The sequence below is a fragment of the Rossellomorea sp. FS2 genome, from assembly GCF_047915635.1.
Classification (GTDB): domain Bacteria; phylum Bacillota; class Bacilli; order Bacillales; family Bacillaceae_B; genus Rossellomorea; species Rossellomorea marisflavi_A.
The window spans coordinates 1439077-1457421 of the sequence record NZ_JBLRVS010000001.1 but is presented as its reverse complement, the minus strand read 5'-3'; the positions used below and the strand labels follow the sequence as shown (position 1 = coordinate 1457421).

19 protein-coding genes and 1 other annotated feature are annotated in these 18345 nt (G+C 48.3%); all 19 genes read left to right on the top strand.

The features are described from left to right. The first annotated feature begins 90 nt into the window (after positions 1-90). Entirely contained in the window at positions 91-1191 is a 1101-nt protein-coding gene (spoVE, locus tag ACNA6I_RS07610) for a stage V sporulation protein E (RefSeq protein WP_048004135.1), read from the top strand. Between the two features lie 1109 nt (positions 1192-2300). After that, on the top strand, positions 2301-3086 hold the full coding sequence (locus ACNA6I_RS07605) for a cell division protein FtsQ/DivIB (RefSeq protein ID WP_048004134.1): 786 nt from the start codon (positions 2301-2303) through the stop codon (positions 3084-3086). Further along, a complete protein-coding gene (locus ACNA6I_RS07600) occupies positions 3061-3771 on the top strand; it encodes a DUF881 domain-containing protein (RefSeq protein WP_231578825.1) in 711 nt (236 codons plus the stop codon). Before ACNA6I_RS07605 ends, ACNA6I_RS07600 begins: the two co-directional genes overlap by 26 nt. Positions 3772-3815: 44 nt before the next feature. Beyond that, on the top strand, positions 3816-4544 hold the full coding sequence (locus ACNA6I_RS07595; protein WP_048004132.1) for a DUF881 domain-containing protein: 729 nt from the start codon (positions 3816-3818) through the stop codon (positions 4542-4544). Positions 4545-4546: 2 nt separating this feature from the next. Further along, on the top strand, positions 4547-4909 hold the full coding sequence (locus ACNA6I_RS07590) for a small basic family protein (RefSeq protein WP_048004131.1): 363 nt from the start codon (positions 4547-4549) through the stop codon (positions 4907-4909). Between the two features lie 114 nt (positions 4910-5023). Continuing rightward, entirely contained in the window at positions 5024-6322 is a 1299-nt protein-coding gene (gene ftsA / locus ACNA6I_RS07585; RefSeq protein WP_048004130.1) for a cell division protein FtsA, read from the top strand. An 83-nt stretch (positions 6323-6405) separates the two neighbouring features. Further along, on the top strand, positions 6406-7563 hold the full coding sequence (gene ftsZ, locus ACNA6I_RS07580; RefSeq protein WP_048004129.1) for a cell division protein FtsZ: 1158 nt from the start codon (positions 6406-6408) through the stop codon (positions 7561-7563). Between the two features lie 210 nt (positions 7564-7773). Further along, on the top strand, positions 7774-8697 hold the full coding sequence (gene spoIIGA / locus ACNA6I_RS07575; RefSeq protein ID WP_416313125.1) for a sigma-E processing peptidase SpoIIGA: 924 nt from the start codon (positions 7774-7776) through the stop codon (positions 8695-8697). Between the two features lie 44 nt (positions 8698-8741). Further along, positions 8742-9461, top strand: coding sequence for an RNA polymerase sporulation sigma factor SigE (gene sigE, locus ACNA6I_RS07570; RefSeq protein ID WP_048004127.1), 720 nt, complete (start codon positions 8742-8744; stop codon positions 9459-9461). Between the two features lie 224 nt (positions 9462-9685). Then, a complete protein-coding gene (gene sigG / locus ACNA6I_RS07565; protein WP_048004126.1) occupies positions 9686-10462 on the top strand; it encodes an RNA polymerase sporulation sigma factor SigG in 777 nt (258 codons plus the stop codon). A gap of 183 nt (positions 10463-10645) precedes the next feature. Further along, positions 10646-10942 (top strand): YlmC/YmxH family sporulation protein, encoded by a 297-nt coding sequence (locus tag ACNA6I_RS07560; RefSeq protein WP_048004526.1) that lies wholly within the window; start codon positions 10646-10648, stop codon positions 10940-10942. Positions 10943-10995: 53 nt separating this feature from the next. After that, positions 10996-11811 (top strand): peptidoglycan editing factor PgeF, encoded by an 816-nt coding sequence (gene pgeF, locus ACNA6I_RS07555; protein ID WP_048015532.1) that lies wholly within the window; start codon positions 10996-10998, stop codon positions 11809-11811. Further along, positions 11801-12475, top strand: a complete 675-nt coding sequence (locus ACNA6I_RS07550; RefSeq protein ID WP_416313124.1) for a YggS family pyridoxal phosphate-dependent enzyme — start codon at positions 11801-11803, stop codon at positions 12473-12475. Before pgeF ends, ACNA6I_RS07550 begins: the two co-directional genes overlap by 11 nt. Positions 12476-12491: 16 nt before the next feature. After that, positions 12492-12938 carry a cell division protein SepF gene (locus tag ACNA6I_RS07545; RefSeq protein ID WP_148794976.1) on the top strand — a complete coding sequence of 149 codons (447 nt, stop codon included), beginning with the start codon at positions 12492-12494 and terminating at the stop codon, positions 12936-12938. 8 nt (positions 12939-12946) lie between these two features. After that, entirely contained in the window at positions 12947-13210 is a 264-nt protein-coding gene (locus tag ACNA6I_RS07540; RefSeq protein WP_416313123.1) for a YggT family protein, read from the top strand. 63 nt (positions 13211-13273) lie between these two features. Beyond that, positions 13274-14044, top strand: a complete 771-nt coding sequence (locus ACNA6I_RS07535; protein WP_416313122.1) for an RNA-binding protein — start codon at positions 13274-13276, stop codon at positions 14042-14044. 87 nt (positions 14045-14131) lie between these two features. Beyond that, complete coding sequence (locus tag ACNA6I_RS07530; protein ID WP_048004120.1) at positions 14132-14647, top strand: DivIVA domain-containing protein; 516 nt, start codon at positions 14132-14134, stop codon at positions 14645-14647. Between the two features lie 52 nt (positions 14648-14699). Next, positions 14700-14920, top strand: a binding site (T-box leader). A 68-nt stretch (positions 14921-14988) separates the two neighbouring features. Beyond that, on the top strand, positions 14989-17760 hold the full coding sequence (gene ileS, locus ACNA6I_RS07525; protein ID WP_416313121.1) for an isoleucine--tRNA ligase: 2772 nt from the start codon (positions 14989-14991) through the stop codon (positions 17758-17760). A 206-nt stretch (positions 17761-17966) separates the two neighbouring features. Continuing rightward, a complete protein-coding gene (locus tag ACNA6I_RS07520) occupies positions 17967-18248 on the top strand; it encodes a hypothetical protein (RefSeq protein ID WP_048004118.1) in 282 nt (93 codons plus the stop codon). Positions 18249-18345 lie beyond the last annotated feature (97 nt).

Here is an 18345-nt window from a genome sequence, read left to right as displayed (position 1 = left end):
TCTTATAGAGCAACCGCACACTAGCACGGAAGGCAGAATCCTTAAAGGGTGCTCGAACGGCTCAAATAAGTCAATTCGAGGTGCATAACTTTGCCTTTAAAAAAATCGACACCCGATTTTATACTGATCATGGTCACCATGACCCTGCTCGCCATCGGTCTGATCATGGTTTACAGTGCAAGTGCTGTCTGGGCGGACTACAAGTTCGATGATACCTTTTTCTTTGCCAAACGGCAGCTGCTATTCGCCGGGGTGGGACTGCTGGTCATGTTCTTCATCATGAATGTGGAGTACTGGACGTGGAAGAGCTGGTCAAAAGTGATGATCATCGTCTGTTTCATCCTCCTGGTATTGGTTCTGATCCCCGGAATAGGGGTGTTGAGGAATGGATCCAGGAGCTGGATCGGTGTCGGAGCCTTTTCGGTACAGCCTTCAGAATTCATGAAAATTGCCATGATCGCCTTTTTATCGAAATACTTAAGTGAGAACCAAAAATACATCACTTCTTTCAGGAAGGGCGTATTGCCGGCTCTCCTCATGGTCTTCACGGCATTCGGCATGATCATGCTGCAGCCGGATCTTGGCACCGGGACCGTCATGGTGGGCACATCTGTCGTGATGATTTTCATCTCGGGTGCACGGATCAAGCACTTCATGTTTCTCGGACTTATCGGCCTGCTCGGTTTTGTCGGTCTGGTGATTTCCGCCCCTTACCGGATCAAACGGATCACATCCTTCCTAGACCCGTGGCAGGATCCGCTCAACTCGGGGTTTCAGATCATCCAGTCCTTGTATGCCATCGGGCCCGGCGGATTATTCGGTCTCGGACTGGGTCAGAGCAGGCAGAAGTTCTTTTATCTCCCTGAACCTCAAAATGATTTCATTTTCGCCATTTTGGCCGAGGAACTCGGATTTATTGGGGGAACGCTCGTGCTTTTGCTCTTTTCCCTGATCCTTTGGCGGGGGATCCGCATCGCACTCGGTGCACCGGACCTGTTCGGCAGCTTCCTTGCCCTTGGGATCGTATCGATGATTGCCATTCAGGTGATGATCAATGTGGGGGTTGTGACGGGTCTGATGCCCGTGACGGGGATCACCCTGCCGTTTTTGAGCTATGGAGGGTCTTCTCTGACGCTCATGCTGATGGCGGTCGGTGTGCTTTTGAATATTAGTCGGTACGCTAAAACGTAGATGTTTGAGCCGTCTCTCTTAGGAGGGGCGGTTTTTTCGTTTGGGCAGTTTGGAGAGAGTGGAGGGATATGCGGATTTTTGATACTTTGACTAGGGGAAGAGTATATCTGATAGAGGTATGTATTCATATTTTGGCCGTTCCGTTCCGCTGCGATCGACCGCTTTCCTGCGGGGTAGACGGTGAGCCGCTTCAGCTGCGCTTGCAGGGTCTCACCTGTCCACCATTCCCGTGTGAGTCGGCCGCCGTCCGCTGCACTGCACTGTAGGATTCGGGATAGGAGAGTGCCAACGCAGGTGGGATCGAAAGCCGTCCAATGCTTCTATTTTGATTTTTAGGTGAGAAAGGGACCGTTCAGCTGCACTGTAGGATTCGGGATAGGAGAGTGCCATAGGGAATAGAATCAAGAATCATCCGTAGCTTCTTAGGCTATCCCTATTCCGTTCCAATGGGTCGGGGTGTACGAAATTCCGATATTAGGTAATAATACCTACGTCATTTTGTGATGACAGTTGGTCACTCTTTGCTTTGAGGATGAAGGGAGGAAGACCTTTTCCTCTTTGCAGGGGTGGATGAATGGTTGGTCATTTCATTTTGAATGGCATGGAATACGGATGGATTCCCCAAATATCTTCCACGTCTATCCATAAACCGGAAGCAGGAAGGAGTAAATAGACAAAAAAGAGCGAAAAGCCCTATGAAAACGGTGTTTTCAGTAAAAAAACCATAGGCTAAATCCTTAGATGGTGTTACAATAAATTACATATGAATAGTGGATGTCACTCCTTTTCTTTACTGGAACTAGGAGGATTTATTACTATTGCAGACCAAATCTTTTACAATTCAATGACAGGCATTCATAAAGGAATATTTCTCGTTTAGAATGGATGAAAAGAGTGTATATATAGGGATGGACGTTTTTGCTGGCAGACCCGTGTTCATTATAACGGTACACTATGTTCCCGGCATCTTTCTCTTACATAGAAAACAATGGTTCCATCCTACATACCTCTTTCTCCATTCTCCTACATGAATGCCGGCGTAATGGTCAGATCATTCATGGGGATTGAACCCATGACAGAAACTAGTGATGCTTAGGAGATCGTTTGACATGAAAAAAGAAAACGTTGTTTCGATTGAAGACAGGATCCCTAAACTGAAACAGCATCGGAAAAAGAAAGCGAACCGGCGTCTTTTCTTCCTTTTAACTTTGTTCCTGATCTTGATTTTGTCTGTGGTCTATTTCCAATCACCCCTCAGTCATGTCAAAAAGGTCGAGGTGACCGGGAATGAACTCATTCCGGATGAAAAGGTGCTTGCAGCAGGTGGGATCTCAACAGGTACAAGCGTATGGGGAGTGAATAAGAATTCCGTCTCAGACAAGCTGAAGAAACTGCCTGAAGTAAAGAAGGCCGAAGTCAGCCTGACGTTTCCCAATACGTACGTGATTTCCATCAAGGAACACGATAAGAAAGCGTATCTTTCCCGTGATTCACGCTACTATGTGATCCTGGAAAACGGGAGGATCCTTGATAAAGGGACCGATGCCATGCCCGTCGATGCGCCTCTCCTTCGGGGATTCAAGGAAGATAAAGTTCTTGAGAAGATGATGAAGGAGCTGGGTAAACTCCCTCCTGAGGTTCAACAGATGATCTCAGAGATCAATCTGACCCCGAAGGAAACGGATCAGTATCATGTCACCCTCTATATGAATGACGGCTTTGAAGTAAGTGCGACCATACGCACCTTCTCTGAGAAGATGATTCATTATCCGTCCATCGCGAGTCAGCTTGACCCATCGAAGAAGGGGGTCATCGATCTGGAGGTCGGATCATTTTTCAAAGCTTATGAAACGGAGGATGAAGGCACTGATGAAGAGGGTCAAAATCAAGAGTAAGCAAGTGATCCTGTCCCTTGTCTGCCTGGTCCTCGGTTTCATACTCGCCTTTTCCTACAGTCTAGCCAGTTCAAAGCAGGATGAGCGCTCGAATCGAACCGATGGACAGTTGAAGCAGGAAGAAGCTCTTAGGGATCAAATTCTTGATTATCAGCAAAAAAATAATGAGCTGCAGGAAAATCTTTATGAGAAACAGGAAAAAGTTGTAACCATGGAAAAATCCTTTTCAAAGGAAAAGCAGATCTATTTTAATCTCGCCGAAGACGCAGAACGTTACAGGATGTACCTAGGTAAAACCAAAGTCAAGGGTCCGGGTCTCAAGGTCACCCTGTCGGATGCGGATTATAACCCCGAAGAGGAGAATATCAACAATTATATCGTTCACGAACACCATGTCTTCAAAGTGATCAATGAATTATATATAGCCGGGGCCTCTGCGGTGGCCATCAACGGACAGCGTCTGAAGCATAACTCTTACGTGCTTTGCAACGGGCCGGTGATACAGGTGGATGGGGTGGACTACCCCGCACCGTTTGAAATTACGGCGATCGGGGACGCTGACGTTCTGAATTCCGCCTTGAATATCAATGGTGGAGTGAAGGATCAACTGCTCAATGAGAATATCGTCGTCTCCATGGAAAAAGAGAAGGAGATCACATTAGGACCGTTGCTCGGGGATTCATGAACCGAGCGGCGTTCGACCAGGTATTGAAGGAAAGGTGACAAGCAATGGGCGGTAGATTAAAGGTTAGCTTCACCGTCGTCACGGTAATCATCGGCTTTATGCTGGCCATTCAATTCCAGACGGTCCAGGAACCCGTCATAAGGGATACGCGGGACGTATGGGAGCTGAGAGAGGCCCTGTTGAAAGAAAAAGAGCTCAATTCAAATCTGAATACAGAGATGCGCTCGGTGGAAGGGAAGCTTGAACAATACAAGGCACAACAAGAATCCAGCCCCGAAGAAGCGTTGAAGCAGACCCTCGAAGAGCTAAAGGCCGAAGCGGGGCTGACCGAAAAAAAAGGACCGGGGCTCACTCTCACGATTGAACCTGTGGAGGAGGAACTCCTTCTTGGTGAACCGGTTAAGAATGTATCACCTCAGCTTCTCGAGAGGCTAATCAACGAACTAAGCAAATATGATGCAACAGATATTTCCATAGATGGACATCGACTTGTCAACACATCCGTCATCCGTGACATCAATGGAGAGACCAAGGTCGACGGCTACTCGATCCGTTCCCTGCCCTTTGAGGTGAAGGTGCTGACAGCTGACTATGCAACGGCCGAAAAGCTGTATAACCGGATGCAGGTTTCACAGTCGCTGGAAGATTTCTTCATCGATAATCTCAGGGTCAATATCTCGAAGCCGCTGGAAGATCAGAAGATACCGGCTTACGAAGATACGATCAGGGTCCGCCTCATGGAACCAGTCAAAGAAACAGGAGGGAACGGTTAACAATGTGGCTACCCCTATTAGGGTTGCTGGTGGGAGTCTTTTTGGGCCTCGCCACGGACATCCGCATACCGGATGAGTATTCAAACTATCTTTCCATAGCCGTCCTGGCTGCCCTGGATACATTATTCGGAGGAATACGTGCGCACCTGCAAAATATCTATGACGATAAAGTCTTTGTTTCTGGCTTCTTTTTCAATATCCTCCTAGCGGCAAGTTTAGCTTTTCTGGGGGTACATCTTGGTGTAGACTTGTACTTGGCGGCGGTCTTTGCCTTTGGAGTAAGGTTGTTCCAGAACATTGCCGTCATTCGACGACTACTGATCAGCAATTGGACAAATAAACGAGAAAAAAGAGAAAAAAATTAGAATATTAAAAGGGAATCGTTTTTATTACAGCGAATATCATAATAAGATATACTTAGAATCACCTATTCTAAGCTTGTTGTTCGAAACAAACATTCTTTAAGGAGGTGCCACAGAGTGAACAGCAATGAAATTTACGTTAGCCTAGACATCGGTACATCCACAGTGAAAGTGATCATCGGTGAAATGACAAATGATTCTCTGAACATTATCGGTGTAGGGAATGTGAACTCAGAAGGAATCCGTAAAGGTTCCATCGTAGATATAGACGAAACTGTTCATACAATCAAAAAGGCGGTTGAGCAAGCAGAAAGGATGGTCGGTCTATCCATAAGCCAGGTCATCGTCGGGATCACGGGTAATCACGTATCCCTTCAGTCCTGCCATGGTGTCGTGGCCGTCTCCAGCGATAACAGGGAGATCGGGGACGAAGACGTGCTTCGGGTCATGGATGCGGCACAGGTCGTATCGATCCCGCCTGAAAGGGAGATCATCAACGTCATCCCGAGACAGTTCATCGTGGACGGACTGGATGAGATAACAGATCCGAGGGGGATGATCGGTGTCCGGCTAGAAATGGAAGGGACCATCATCACCGGGTCAAAGACCATCTTACATAATACGCTCCGATGTGTTGAAAAAGCAGGATTGGAAATAGTGGATATCGTCCTACAGCCGTTGGCTGCAGGCTCGGTTGCACTATCCAAGGATGAGAAGAACCTTGGTGCGGCATTGATCGACATCGGTGGGGGTTCAACCACCATCGCCGTATTCGAACAAGGTCACTTGAAAGCCACTACGGTTCTCCCGGTAGGCGGGGAACATATCACCAAAGATCTGTCCATCGGCCTTAGAACGTCGACGGAAGATGCGGAGAAGATCAAAGTGAAGTATGGTCATGCCTACTACGACCATGCATCTGAGGACGAAGTCTTCTCGGTGCCGATCATCGGCAGCGACCAACATCAGCAGTTCAACCAGTTGGAAATTTCTGATATCATAGAGGCAAGGCTTGAAGAGGTTCTCGATCTGATCAGCCATGAAATGCGTCGCATGGGCATCAGGGACCTTCCAGGAGGATATGTTCTGACTGGAGGTGTATCTAATCTCCCTGGTGTGTTAGAATTAGCACAAATCGTTTTCCAAAATCGTGTGCGCGTAGCGATTCCCGATTATATCGGGGTAAGGGAGCCGCAGTATACTACTGCAGTGGGATTGATCAAATACGCTCAAAAGAATGCTAGATTGCAAGGAAGAGTCGTAAGCGCAGAACCGGTGGCAGTAGAAGCCGGTGAAAAAAGACAGCAAAAGCCCAGCCCTAAAAAGCCCAAGCCTGCAAAGGTAAGGGAAGAAGTGAACGAAGAAGATAAGCCGATGTCTAAGATGAAAAAATTCTTCGGATATTTCTTTGAATAACAGTCTTAAAAAACCTGAAAACAATCAAGATAGCCTGGAACTAAATAGGAATCCATGGATTCGATGAGTTAGGAGGATTTGTCATGTTGGAGTTTGATACAAATTTAGATTCATTAGCGACAATTAAAGTAATCGGTGTCGGTGGCGGAGGTAACAATGCCGTCAACCGCATGATCGAACATGGTGTACAAGGTGTGGAATTCATCGCCGTCAATACGGATGCCCAGGCTCTGAACCTATCAAAAGCAGAAATCAAAATGCAGATCGGTGGAAAATTGACAAGGGGTCTCGGTGCAGGTGCCAATCCTGAAGTCGGTAAAAAAGCAGCCGAAGAAAGCAAGGAACAAATCGAAGAAGCGCTCCGCGGAGCCGACATGGTCTTTGTTACCGCCGGGATGGGTGGAGGAACAGGCACAGGGGCAGCTCCTGTCATCGCCCAGATCGCTCGTGAGATCGGTGCCTTGACGGTCGGGGTCGTCACCCGCCCGTTCACCTTCGAAGGAAGGAAGCGTTCCAACCAGGCAAGCGGTGGAATCGCTGCGATGAAAGAAGGGGTCGATACCCTGATCGTCATCCCGAATGACCGCCTGCTGGAAATCGTCGATAAGAGCACGCCGATGCTAGAAGCCTTCCGTGAAGCAGATAACGTATTGCGTCAAGGTGTACAAGGTATCTCGGATCTGATCGCAACACCAGGGCTTATCAACCTTGACTTTGCCGATGTGAAGACCATCATGTCCAACAAGGGTTCAGCCCTTATGGGGATCGGTGCCGCATCAGGTGAAAACCGCGCGACGGAAGCAGCCAAAAAGGCTGTATCGAGCCCGCTGCTGGAAACGTCCATCGATGGTGCCCAAGGGGTCCTGATGAACATCACAGGTGGTACTTCCTTGAGCCTATACGAGGTGCAGGAAGCTGCCGACATCGTGGCATCAGCATCCGATCAGGAGGTCAATATGATCTTCGGTTCCGTCATCAATGAAGAATTGAAAGATGACATCATTGTGACCGTCATCGCGACCGGGTTCAATGAAGAGGTAATCCAGCCGAAGCAGACACGCCCTACGTTTGGAGGCGTGAAGCCGAATGCGAATCAGGCTCCTAAGCGTGAGCAACAGCCGAAACGCGAGGAACCACAGCAGCAAGAGCCTGTTCGATCGAATACGAACCATAATAATCAGGCTGCAGAAGAGACGTTGGATATCCCTACGTTCCTTCGCAACCGCAACCGTCGCCGCTAAACGGCTAAGAAACCTGACAGGATGTCCTGTCAGGTTTTTTTATTTTTCCCCGTATCGTACCTCTTATTATGCCTCCATTTATACTGACAAGATTCGAACTAATCCCTGAAAAGTTTTCCGTTTCCTGGTACAAAAAGTGACAACCTTCCGGATGGTATGTACGATATACTTCTCGTAAGTCGTAGGAACCGTCGATGAGGAGGGCAGAGATTGACCTTATACCTTGATGTCATATGGTTATTGAATATGCTGGTGGATTGTGCGCTGCTGTGGTTGACCGGAATCATCCTGAAGAGGAGATATGCTCTTTGGAGGATCGGTTCAGGAGGGCTCATCGGTTCGATTATCATTCTTATGGCTTTCACCCCGCTCAGTCACCTGTCGGGAAGTCCGTTGGTGAAACTATCATTCTCCGTTGTGATGGTATGGGTTGCCTTCGGGTTCAAACGGATGAAATTCTTCCTAGCTAACCTGCTCATGTTCTACTTCGTGACATTTTTAACAGGAGGCATCCTCATCGGGGTACACTATTTTATCTCATTCGACCCGGGTGCCGAAGCTTCTACTCTCATTGCATCTGTACGGGGGTTCGGTGATCCGATCAGCTGGGTATTCGTGATGCTTGTATTACCCCTTGCCTGGTATTTTTCCAAGAGCAGGGTGGATCATCTGGAGTATGCCAAGATTCAGTATGATCAACTGGTAGACGTTTCAATCGAATTCGGGGAATATAACATCAGGATCAAGGGGCTGATCGATAGTGGAAACGGGCTGCAGGATCCGATCGGGAAGAAACCGGTCATGATCCTCTCCCTTTCCCGTCTCAAGGATGAAGTCCCGGACGAATTTATTAGAATGGCCGGTGACGTGAACGAATTGTTCAGTGAAGATTCAATCGATTCTGTCTGGTCCGACAGAATGAGATTGATACCGGCTCAGTCCATCGGAAAGACCGGACAGCTTTTAGCTGCACTGAAACCGGACCGCATCATGCTGAAAGATTCCGGAGCAGAATGGGAAGTGTCGAATGGTCTCATCGCCTTCCGGGAAGAACCATTGTCTCCCGACCATCAATTTGAAGCGATCATCCATCCGCAAATGGCAGCAAGAAAGCCCGTCGATCATGCCTCATAAAAACCGGCTTTCCATTATTACAGCATTTATAAGGGGGACCCATTGTGATGAAACTCAAACTGAAACTACAGTATTATTGGTACAAACTCTTATTGAAACTGGGACTCAAGACGGATGAAATCCACTACATAGGTGGAAGTGAAGCCCTCCCTCCACCCCTTTCGAAAGACGAAGAGGAAGTGCTCCTTCAAAAACTGCCCAGCGGGGATAAAGCGGCAAGATCCCTCCTTATAGAGAGGAATCTTCGCCTTGTTGTGTATATCGCGCGGAAGTTCGAAAATACAGGAATCAATATAGAAGATCTGATCAGCATCGGAACCATCGGTTTGATCAAAGCCGTCAATACGTTCAATCCCGAGAAGAAAATCAAGCTGGCGACCTATGCATCCCGCTGCATTGAAAATGAAATCCTGATGTATCTTCGAAGAAACAATAAAATCCGCTCCGAGGTTTCATTCGACGAGCCCCTCAACATTGATTGGGATGGGAACGAACTGCTTCTTTCCGACGTGTTAGGCACCGAAGAGGACATCATTACAAAAGACCTCGAAGCGACAGTGGACAAAAAGCTTCTTTTCAGCGCACTTCATCAGCTCAATGACCGGGAGAAACAGATCATGGAACTCCGGTTCGGTTTGATGGGGGAGGAAGAGAAAACGCAAAAAGACGTCGCGGATATGCTCGGCATCTCTCAATCCTATATCTCAAGGCTTGAAAAGCGGATTATCAAACGGTTAAAAAAAGAATTCAATAAAATGGTGTGACCGTTAAAACGATTCCTTTCTCACAGAAAGGAGTCGTTCTTTTTTATGTCCTCATTGATGGCATGGTCGGAAAATACAGCTCCCAAATTTTTTTCAGCTGTCGAAGCCATGCGTGGCAACCATTTGGGAAGATCCCTCCTTGATTGCTGTTCCCAACATGCATATTTTTCCTGCCCGGGGAGATACTGAACTTTGTACAACAGCTCCTACAAGGAGGGGAAAGAATGACACGTAATAAAGTCGAAATTTGTGGTGTGGATACTTCCAAATTACCCGTGCTGAAGAACGATGAAATGAGAGTGCTTTTCAAGCAAATGCAATCGGGCGATATTTCTGCAAGGGAAAAACTCGTCAATGGGAATTTACGCCTCGTCTTAAGTGTAATTCAACGATTCAACAATCGTGGGGAGTTTGTTGACGATCTTTTCCAGGTCGGCTGCATTGGTCTCATGAAATCAATCGATAACTTCGATCTTGGACAGAATGTACGTTTTTCCACTTACGCCGTCCCCATGATCATCGGGGAGATCCGCCGGTATCTCCGAGATAACAATCCGATCAGGGTCTCCCGATCCCTAAGAGATATTGCCTATAAGGCACTGCAGGTAAGGGAGAGGTTGATGGGGGAAACATCAAAGGAACCGACAGCAGAAGAAATTGCCAAGGTGCTTGATGTTCCTCACGAAGAAATCGTGTTTGCCCTCGATGCCATACAGGACCCGGTTTCATTATTCGAGCCCATCTATAATGATGGCGGGGACCCGATTTTTGTGATGGATCAGTTGAGCGACGAAAAGAACAGGGATTACCATTGGGTGGAGGAAATCGCTCTTCAAGAGGGGATGAAACGCCTGAATGATCGTGAGAAGTTGATCATCAGTAAACGCTTCTTTCAGGGCAAGACGCAGATGGAAGTGGCAGATGAGATCGGGATTTCGCAGGCTCAGGTGTCCCGTCTTGAGAAGGCAGCCATCAAACAGATGAACAAAAATATCCAATAAGTGTCCGTTAGAGAGCGGAAGAAATGGGGATATTCCCACCTTTCCGCATGCATACATACGCTTCCGTTCCTTACGAGAAAAGGGGGAGCGTCAAGAAAGACAGACCGGATCCGGTCTGTCTTTCTTTTTTTTGCATATAGTTAGAAGAGACAATGTGTGCTTTCTGAAAGGGGGAAGGAACAGGTGGTACGGATCTCGGAATTTCAAGTGAAGGATGTCGTCAGTGTTTCAGATGGGAGGAAACTCGGGAATATCACCGATATCGAAATCAATCTCGACAGCGGGAGGATCGAGGCGATCGTCATTGGCGGAGGTGGGAAGCTGCTTGGGTTCTTCGGAAAGGACGAAGAAGTCGTCGTTCCATGGAACAATATCGTCAAAATCGGGGAAGACGTCATCCTTGTACGATATAAGGAGCAGCAGGATCACTATTACAAACAGGCTCAGCTCGAGGGGCCGGAATCTTCTATTGATAAATGACTCACTGACGGGCATATGATACACTAAAGAAAAGAAAAAAGGAGATTCATTCTGTGGAACCTTTCAAAAAGCAACATGAATCCTATTATACGATCCCCGGGTGGAGCGGCGTCACCGCCGGCATCACGACGAAGCACGGGGGAGTAAGCAGCGGTCCCCATCACTCCTTGAACATGGGTCTGCATGTAGGGGATGACCGCGATTCCGTCGTGGAGAACCGCCAACGGCTCTCGGAGCTGATCGGTTTCCCCCTCGAACGCTGGGTTGCGGCCGAGCAGACACATGGTGATCGCATCGAGCTCATTGATGGTTCAAAAGCAGGAAGAGGATCAAAGAGCTATGATGATGCGGTGCCCGATACCGATGGATTTCTTGCCTCATCCGATGGTCTGCTCCTGACGATGTGCTACGCGGACTGTGTGCCCTTGTATTTTTACGACAAGGTAAAGGAGATGATCGGCATTGCCCATGCAGGCTGGAAGGGGACCGTTGCCAAGATCGGTCCATCCATGATCGATCGCATGGTCGCAGCCGGCTCCTCGAAGGGGGATATCGACGTCGTGATCGGTCCTTCGATCTGCGGAGACTGCTATGTGGTAGATGATTTTGTCATCGGGAAAATTGAAAAAGTACTAGAAGATGGACCCCACATCCCCTATAATCTAAAGGAAGAGGGTCAATATCATCTGGATCTGAAACAGTTGAACCGGCTCTTAATGATCCAAAGCGGTGTGTCCGCGGAACAGATCAAGACTTCCGGTCATTGTTCCTCCTGTCATGAAGACTTCTATTCTTACCGGCAAGACGGCGGGAAGACAGGCAGGATGATGAGTTTCATAGGCTGGAAGGAGAATGAACATGAACGTTGAACAACGACTTCAAAGAATAGACAGCAGCATAGAGCAGGCGTGTGAAAATGCCGGCAGGTCCCCTGGGGACGTGAAGGTCGTGGCTGTGACGAAATATGTGACGATCGAACGGGCGCAGGAAGCAGTCACTGCAGGGATCACACATCTCGGGGAAAACAGGGACACCGGTCTCACCGAAAAATATGAGGCCATCGGAAACCGTGTCGATTGGCATTTCATCGGCTCGCTCCAGACCAGGAAAGTCAAACAGATCATCGATAAGGTTTCATACATACATTCACTGGATCGTCATTCCTTGGCCGTTGAAATCGACAAACGGGCGGACAAGCCCGTAAACTGCTTCGTACAGGTCAATGTGTCCGGTGAAGAATCGAAACACGGCATATCCCCGGAAGAAGTACGCGATTTCATCATATCATTGCAAGAACTCGTGAATATCAACGTCGTCGGCCTGATGACGATGGCACCCCATACGCAGGATGAAGCATTCCTCCGCAGCTGTTTCCGAAACCTCAGAATGCTGCAGGAAGAGATCAAGGCCCTTGGTCTGCCCCATGCCCCCTGTACGGAACTGTCCATGGGAATGAGTAATGATTTTCAGATCGCCATCGAAGAAGGAGCCACATTTGTCCGTATTGGAACGGCATTAGTTGGAAATGACTGAGAGGAGATGAATAAAAATGGGTATCAAATCAAAATTTAAAACGTTTTTCCTGCTTGATGAAGATGAGTACGAATACGAAGAGGAAGAGAAATACGAAGAACATGAGGAGAAGAAGCCCATGAAATCCCAGTCACCGGCACAGACGAAACAAAACGTTGTCAGCCTGCAGAGCGTCCAGAAGTCATCCAAGGTGATCCTTGTCGAGCCGCGCGTGTACGCGGAGGCCCAGGAAATCGCCGATCATCTCAAAAATCGCCGCTCTGTCCTGGTGAACCTGCAGCGCATCCAGCATGACCAGGCAAAACGGATCGTCGATTTCCTGAGCGGAACCGTGTATGCCATCGGAGGCGATATCCAGCGGGTGGGGAATGATATTTTCCTGTGCACCCCTGATAACGTCGAAGTGAGCGGGAACATTTCTGAATTCCTCAGTGAAGAAGACTTTACAGAATCGAGGTGGTAAGCTGAATCATGGGTCTACTATATCAAATATTATCGTCCCTATTGAATATATATATGTGGGCGCTCATCATCTATATCCTGATGTCGTGGTTCCCGAATGCCCGGGAAACGTCCATTGGCCAGATGCTTGCCCGAATATGTGAGCCTTATCTGGAACAGTTCCGGAAGTTCATCCCTCCTCTTGGGATGATCGATATTTCACCAATCGTTGCCTTTATCGTACTTCGACTGGCAGGCAATGGTCTGGAACAACTTTACTTATGGATCAGATAGTAAGCTCAAAAGGACTGATACCCTTCCCGGTTCAGTCCTTTTGCATGGAAGGAGGGAAAACCCGTGTCGACACTTTATCAGCACTTCAGACCGGAAGAACGGGGCTTCATCGACCAGGTGGTTGAATGGAAGGAGCAGGTGGAGATCCAGTATGCCCAGAAACGGACCGATTTTCTCGATCCCCGAGAGCAGCATATCCTCCTCAGCATCATCGGCACCGAGGGGAGCGTCAGGGTCGCATTTTTCCCTGAGAAAGGCGAGCGCAAGCGTGCGCTGATCTACCCTGACTATTATGAGCCTTCAGAAGAAGATTATGGTATATGCCTGTATGAGATTCATTACCCTACGAAGTTTGTTACAATAGAGCATAGGCAGATCCTCGGTACGCTCATGTCCCTAGGCCTTAAAAGGGAGAAATTCGGGGATATCCTGACTGAAAGGGAGCGCTATCAGCTCGTGGCGGCCGACGAAATTTCAGGGTATCTTGAAATGGAGCTGCAGCAGATCGGGAAAGCGAAGGTCTCACTTGAAAAGCGTCAGGCGGCAGACCTGTTCACCTCGGATGAGAAATGGAGTGAAAATACCGCGACGGTAAGCTCCCTGAGACTCGATGTGATCCTATCCGCCATTCAAGGGGTTTCCCGGCAAAAGGCACAGTCCCTCATCAAAGCGTCCCTTGTGAAGGTGAATTGGAAGGCCACCGAGAGCACGTCCTTCGAAGTGGAAGAGGGGGATGTCATCTCGACGCGGGGGTACGGCAGGAGCAAACTGTTGACCATTGATGGCAAGACGAAGCGTGATAAATGGCGGATCACGTTCGGTGTTTTGAAATAATTTTGCGAAATTAAAGGAAATTCGGTACAAGCTGTCGAAAATTTAGTTATAATGATAGTAATCAACCAAGTTTTGGAGGTGGCGCCCATGCCTTTGACGCCGTTAGATATACATAATAAAGAATTCAGCCGTGGTTTCCGCGGATATGACGAAGACGAAGTGAATGAATTCCTCGACCAGATCATCAAGGATTATGAGATCCTGATCCGCGAGAAGAAGGAAACAGAAGAACGCCTTGATTCCCTGAACGAGCGCCTTGGCCATTTCACGACGATTGAAGAAACATTGAATAAGTCCATCGTCGTTGCCCAGGAAGCGGGTGAAGAAGTGAAGCGCAATGCGATGAAGGAGTCGAAGCTCATCATCAAGGAAGCTGAGAAGAACGCCGACCGCATCGTCAATGAAGCACTATCGAAAGCCCGCCGGATCGCCATTGAAATCGAAGAACTCAAAAAGCAGTCCAAGGTATTCCGCACGCGCTTCAAAATGCTCATCGAAGCACAGTTGGATCTCCTCGATACAAACGATTGGGATCAGCTCATGGAATTCGATGTGGATGCAACAGACTTGAAGACACTGAAAGAAGAAGAGACACTGACTTGACGGATGGGCAGGTCTTTTCATATAATTGAAAAACCAGAAGAATACCTGTCATCAAAAGGCTGTGACAGGGAGAGTACGTTTCAGCAATATCCTTAATCAGCGAACCGGGGGCGGTGCAAGCCCGGTAGGGAAATGAAGCGGAAGATCACCCTTGAGCCCTGTCTGTGAACGAATGCTAGCGGACAGCGACTGATCCATGTTACGGATTTTCGAGTGAGGGCGACCATGCCCTTATGAGGGTGGTACCGCGGGAAAAGCTTTCTCGTCCCTTTTCAGGGATGAGGAAGCTTTTTTTTCATGGTTTGGATGACAGGTTCAATTGAAGAAGGAGGACCATTGAATTGGAATACAAAGAGACGTTATTAATGCCAAAAACAGAATTCCCCATGAGGGGGAACCTGCCTAATCGCGAGCCGAAGATGCAGGAACAGTGGAACGATATGTCGATCTATGAAAAAGTGCAAGAAAGGACAAAAGGCCGGCCGCTGTTCATCCTTCATGATGGACCTCCATATGCAAATGGGAATATCCATATGGGCCATGCCCTGAACAAGATCCTGAAGGACTTCATCGTCCGCTATAAATCCATGAGCGGGTTCCATGCACCATATGTGCCGGGTTGGGATACTCACGGACTGCCGATCGAGCAGGCCTTGACCAACAAAGGAGTCAAGCGCAAGGAAATGACCGTAGCGGAATTCAGGAAGCTTTGTGAGGAATATGCGTATGAGCAGGTGGACAATCAGCGCGCGCAATTCAAGCAGCTCGGCGTTCGCGGCGACTGGGAGAATCCATATATCACATTGAAACCGGAATACGAAGCCCAGCAGATCAAGGTCTTCGGTGATATGGCGAAGAAAGGGTATATCTATAAAGGGAAAAAACCTGTGTATTGGTCACCTTCGAGTGAGTCTGCCCTTGCAGAAGCCGAGATTGAATATCAGGATAAAAAGTCACCATCGATTTATGTGGCATTCCCTGTAGCAGACGGGAAAGATGTCCTTGCAACTGGTGATAAGTTCATCATTTGGACGACGACTCCTTGGACGATCCCTGCAAATCTAGCCATCGCGGTGAACGGGAAACTGAATTACTCGGTCGTAAGCGTGGGAAGCGAGCGCTTCGTCGTGGCGGAGGATCTCCTTGAGGAGGTCGCATCTGTCCTTGAGTGGGAAAATCACTCCGTCGAGAAGACGGTCAAGGGATCAGAGTTTGAGTACATTGTTGCCAAGCACCCGATCTATGATCGTGATTCTCTTGTCATCCTCGGTGACCATGTGACGACAGACTCCGGTACAGGCTGTGTCCATACAGCTCCGGGTCATGGTGAAGATGACTTCATCATCGGGAAAAAATACAACCTTGATGTTCTTTGTCCCGTAGACGACAAGGGCGTACTGACAGATGAGGCACCAGGATTTGAAGGTCTCTTCTATGATAAAGCGAATAAACCGATCACTGAAAAATTGGAAGAGGTAGGGGCGCTCCTGAAGATTTCGTTCTTTACGCACTCCTACCCACACGACTGGCGTACAAAAAAACCGGTCATCTTCCGTGCAACGGCCCAGTGGTTTGCTTCCATTGATAAATTCCGTGACGAACTGCTTCAGGCCGTCAACGAGACGGAGTGGATCCCTGCGTGGGGAGAGACGCGCCTTTACAACATGGTCCGTGATCGCGGCGACTGGTGTATTTCCCGTCAGCGTGCATGGGGAGTACCGATTCCCGTCTTCTATGCTGAGAATGGACAGGAAATCATCACCGATGAAACCATCGGACATGTATCAAACCTATTCCGTGAGCATGGGTCCAACATCTGGTTCGAGCGCGAAGCAAAAGACCTCCTTCCGGAAGGATTCACCTATGAAGGAAGCCCGAACGGCCACTTCACGAAAGAAACGGACATCATGGATGTTTGGTTCGATTCAGGATCTTCACACCAGGCAGTCCTTGAAGAGCGTGATGGCCTTCAGCGACCGGCGGACCTCTATCTCGAAGGATCCGATCAATACCGTGGCTGGTTCAACTCTTCATTGACAACCGGCGTAGCCGTCACAGGAAAAGCGCCTTATAAAGGCGTTTTAAGCCACGGGTTCGCCCTTGATGGCAATGGACGTAAAATGAGTAAATCCCTCGGCAATGTCGTGGTACCTGAAAAAGTCATGAAGCAGCTCGGTGCAGATATCCTTCGCCTTTGGGTTGCATCCGTCGACTATCAGGCGGATGTGCGGGTTTCCGATCCGATCCTGAAGCAAGTGGCTGAAGTGTACCGGAAGATCCGCAACACCTTCCGCTTCCTTCTAGGCAACCTGTCGGACTTCGATCCGGGTGTCCATGCCGTTTCTTACAGCGATCTCCGGGAAGTCGACCGTTTCATGCTCGTGAAGCTGAATGACCTTGTGAAAAACGTTAAAAATTCTTACGATAAGTACGAGTTTGCCGGCATTTATCATGCGGTGAATAATTTCTGTACGCTCGACTTGAGTTCTTTCTATCTCGATTTTGCCAAAGATATTCTCTACATCGAATCTGCAGATCAACATGATCGAAGAGCCATTCAAACCGTCCTGTACGAGTGCCTCGTATCGTTGACAAAGCTCATGTCACCGATCCTTGCTCACACGGCTGACGAAGTATGGGTTCACATCCCGGGTGTCGATGGGGAGAGCGTACAACTGACTGATATGCCGGAAGTGCAATCATTCGACGGTGCGGAAGAGCTGAAGCAGAAATGGAATGCATTCCTTGACGTCCGCGATGATGTCCTTAAAGCGTTGGAAGAAGCAAGGAATGAAAAAGTGATCGGGAAGTCCCTCACCGCTAAAGTCACGCTCTATGTGGATGAAAAGACGGAAGCCCTCCTTTCAAGCATCAAGGAGGACCTGAAGCAGCTGTTCATCGTTTCTGCTTTTGAAATCGGCGGACGCGCGTCAGAAGCCCCTGCAGAAGCCCTATCACTCGGTGCGAATAGCATCGTGGTAGAAAAAGCAGAAGGCGAAACATGCGAGCGCTGCTGGACTGTGTCACCTCGCGTCGGGGAAGACCAGGACCATCCGACCCTCTGCCCGCGTTGTGCAGCCGTGGTCAAAGAAAACTATTCACACTTAGCATGATTGAAATGGACCGCCTCATAAAGAGGCGGTCTTCTTTGTTATTCCGGTTCTTGTTGGATGGATCTATAAGATATTTCCTGATTAGTCATAAGGCGTCAGCGGTTCCTTGATGCGTAGGCGGATGTTCAGTTGACATTCCATAATTGCTAGATCTTGCAAGATGGCAACAGCATGTTTTCCTCCATACTATGAATGGAGGGATGAAGATGACAGATGACCGATACCCGGCAATCATTGAAGAACTGGAATCATCATTGAAGGAATTGGAGTCGGCTGTAACGAGCCATCCGATTGTAAGGAAAATGATTGAAGAAGAGATCAGGGATGTACGGTATGCACTTGGCCGGGCCGACATGAATTCATTTGCGACATGTGAAATGAGCGGAGAATTGATCCCATTCGAACTGATGAAAATGAGTCCGACATCATCAACACTTCAAGAAATGAACGATTGGCGGAAATACGGGAAAGTGCATCTTCATTTATAAGATCCCTTGTTTTTCAAAAAACAAGGGATTAAGTGTCTTTATCACCGGGTTTATGCTAAAATTCAAAGGTAATCATCTCTAATGGATACGGAGGTTG